2 protein-coding genes are annotated in these 2,768 nt (G+C 62.4%); one reads left to right on the top strand and one right to left on the bottom strand.

The window, feature by feature from the left end:
* Positions 1 to 375: 375 nt before the first annotated feature.
* Entirely contained in the window at positions 376 to 1,185 is an 810-nt protein-coding gene (locus tag WAW17_RS21205; protein ID WP_422334883.1) for a FadR/GntR family transcriptional regulator, read from the bottom strand.
* A gap of 187 nt (positions 1,186 to 1,372) precedes the next feature.
* Between WAW17_RS21205 and WAW17_RS21210 the strand changes: the two genes are divergently transcribed.
* Positions 1,373 to 2,749 (top strand): phosphotransferase family protein, encoded by a 1,377-nt coding sequence (locus tag WAW17_RS21210; protein WP_422334884.1) that lies wholly within the window; start codon positions 1,373 to 1,375, stop codon positions 2,747 to 2,749.
* The last annotated feature ends 19 nt before the right edge of the window (positions 2,750 to 2,768 follow it).

Genomic DNA, 2,768 nt, shown 5'->3' on the forward strand with positions numbered 1-2,768 from the left:
CTCCAGCGACTGGTGCACCGACCTGATTCTGCCGTCAGGACCAGGCAGAGCGAGGCGGGTTCGGCCTTCCTCGATTGAAGGCAGGAACGAGATCCACTTCGCCTTCGAAGCCGAGGTGGAGCGTGGCCTTGGAAGGTCGTTGCGGAGATGATCTCGCTCAGAGCGGGCGCAGCGTAACCTCGGCGGGCGAACGACTCGGCAGCCTCTAGGAAGTCACATGCGGGATCACTGGGCGGCGCCGTGTTTACAGTGCATATCAAGCCGAATTGCGGTGGTGGTCGGGCATATCCAGTTCCCCAAGGGCGTGCCTGCAGACGCACTACTCTCCGAGGAGCGACCGTGCGCGACCTTCCTGCCGGATACGAAACGGGATGATCAGTCAAAGAGGTTGATCGTCACGTTGACGTCCCGTGTTCGAAGAATCGAGTCGGCAACGTGTTGAAGATGTTTACGCCAATGTTGTTCTGCTCCATCAACATCGCGCGCCCGGACCAAGTCCACCAAACCGCGGCAGTCGTCGACCACAGCCTGGATGAAACCCATTTCGATCGGCACATCAGGTCGCCTCGCCTTGATGCCGAGTCGACGATGAGCCTCGAGGACGTCGCGAAGCGCACGAGCCTGCGCGGCGAGCGTCTTGTTTCCGCAGTACAACGCGATCAGGTTGTGGAACTCCCCAACCAGGGACACCCACACCGCGAAATCTTCTTCCGACTCGAACCCGCGGTCCGCGGACGCCTGCTGCGCATCGACGCAGTCTTCCAAGGCCTCCAAACCCTCCGCGGAGCACCGCTCAGCGAGGAAGCGCGCAAGGGCCGGCTCGAACGCGGTTCGTGCCTCCAGCAGGTCTTCCACAGTCGTCCCTTGGACTTGGAGGTACAAGCCGATGTGTCGCGCGGCGACACTCAGATCGGGCAGCCGTGCCTGGGGACCTCCGCGTGCGCCGGTGAGGACGGTAATCAAACCCTCACTTTCGAGAATCCGGAACGCTTCACGCAAGGTGGGCCGCGAAACATCGAACTGGGCGATGAGCATTTTCTCGGACGGCAGCATTTCACCCGGCTGAATTTCACCGCGGACGATCTGGCTACGCAATCGGTTGGCGATCTGCTCGGACGCCTTCACTGCGCGCACTTTGGCGCCATGGCCGACGGTGCTCAATTGAACGCGCTTGTCTGTCCTCACCCGTCACACTCTATTCCCACCGTTATCCGACAGCATCTTCCTTCCTCTCGCAGATCGCGACCGAGCACATCGCAAAGGCACATCCGGAAGGGTATCGACGTGACCGTAAACGTAGTTATACTGGTTAGATATTAAAGTGTGACGGTAGTCATACTTTCGCATTCTGTGACTAGGAGAAGCCGTGTCGGTGGACACCCAGACTGATGACGTCAGCCTCGACCAGGGCCTACTGGACTGGATCGAGGCCACCACGAAGTGCTCGGTGGTGTCCTTCGAGCGACGACCGGGAGGTGGGCGTCGTGAAGCGTGGTACGTCGATGTCGCCCAAGCCGACGGTGATCTCCGGCCGCTCTTCCTGCGCTACGACCGTGAGACCCCCGAGCAAAAGGGTGACCCGTTCACGCTTCACCGCGAAGCGCAGTTCTATGCAGCTTTCGACGGCACCGATGTCCCTGTGCCGAGCATCGTCGGCGTCCATCCGACCGAACAGGCGATCCTCTCGACTCGCGTACCCGGACACCCGTGGTTCTCAGCCCTGAAGGACGAGGACGAGCGGGTCTCCGTTGCGTCGGAATTCATGCGGACGCTTGCTGCTATGCACCGCGTCGATCCGCATCGACTCGTCCTGCCCGACCAGGACGCCGACATGGACCTGCGCGCCCTGGTCGATCACGAGATCGGCGTGTGGGAATCCATCTACCGTGGTAGCGACGCCGGGAAGGACCCTCTGATCGAGGTGGGTCTGCGGTGGCTCCGCCGCAACCGTCCAGACGTCGCAGGTCCGGTGGTGATCGTTCAAGGCGACACCGGTCCGGGAAATTTCCTGTACGAGAACGGCCGCGTGACTGCCGTGCTCGACCTGGAGATGGGCCATCTCGGTGACCCGCACGACGATCTCGCATGGGTGTCGCTGCGTGCAGTGCAGGAGCCGTTCACGAACTTCCGGGCCCGCCTGGCCGACTACGCGGCGCACGTACCGTGGTCGGTAGATACCGCACGAGTCCGGTACTACCGCGTTTTCGCGGAACTGCGAGTGGTCATTCTGGGCCATCGCCCGGATTCCGACAAGTCACCACTTTCCGAAGTCGGCAACCAGCTCGCCTACGGGTTGCTGCACCGGCGACTGCTGATCGAGGCACTCTGCGACGTGCTCGATCTCGAGCTCGAAGAACCGCCGACCATAATCGCCCAGCCGGGACAGAACGACTGGCTGTATCACGCTGCACTCGAACAGATCCGGCAGATCATCGTCCCGCGCAGCGAGGATGCGTTCGTCATCGCTCGCAGCAAGGGGCTGGCCCGGATCCTCAAGCACTTACAGCAGTCCGAACGCTACGGCGCACTCGTCGATTCGGCCGACCTCGCGGACATCGCCGAAGCGCTCCCCGGCCACCCCCGCACCCTCGCCGAGGCGCTCACCGCGCTGTGCGATCGCTACGAGGCCGGTGCAGTCACCGACGCCGAAATGGTCATGATCTTCGCCCGGCAGGTTGCCCGTCGAACTCGAATGCTGAGACCAGCGATGGGTGTGCTCGCGGACCGGCATTTCGATCCCCTGGAGTGAATCGTCATCCGGCGGGCGC

Source organism: Rhodococcus sp. (in: high G+C Gram-positive bacteria), assembly GCF_049286785.1.
In the GTDB taxonomy this organism is placed as follows: Bacteria; Actinomycetota; Actinomycetes; order Mycobacteriales; family Mycobacteriaceae; genus Rhodococcus_F.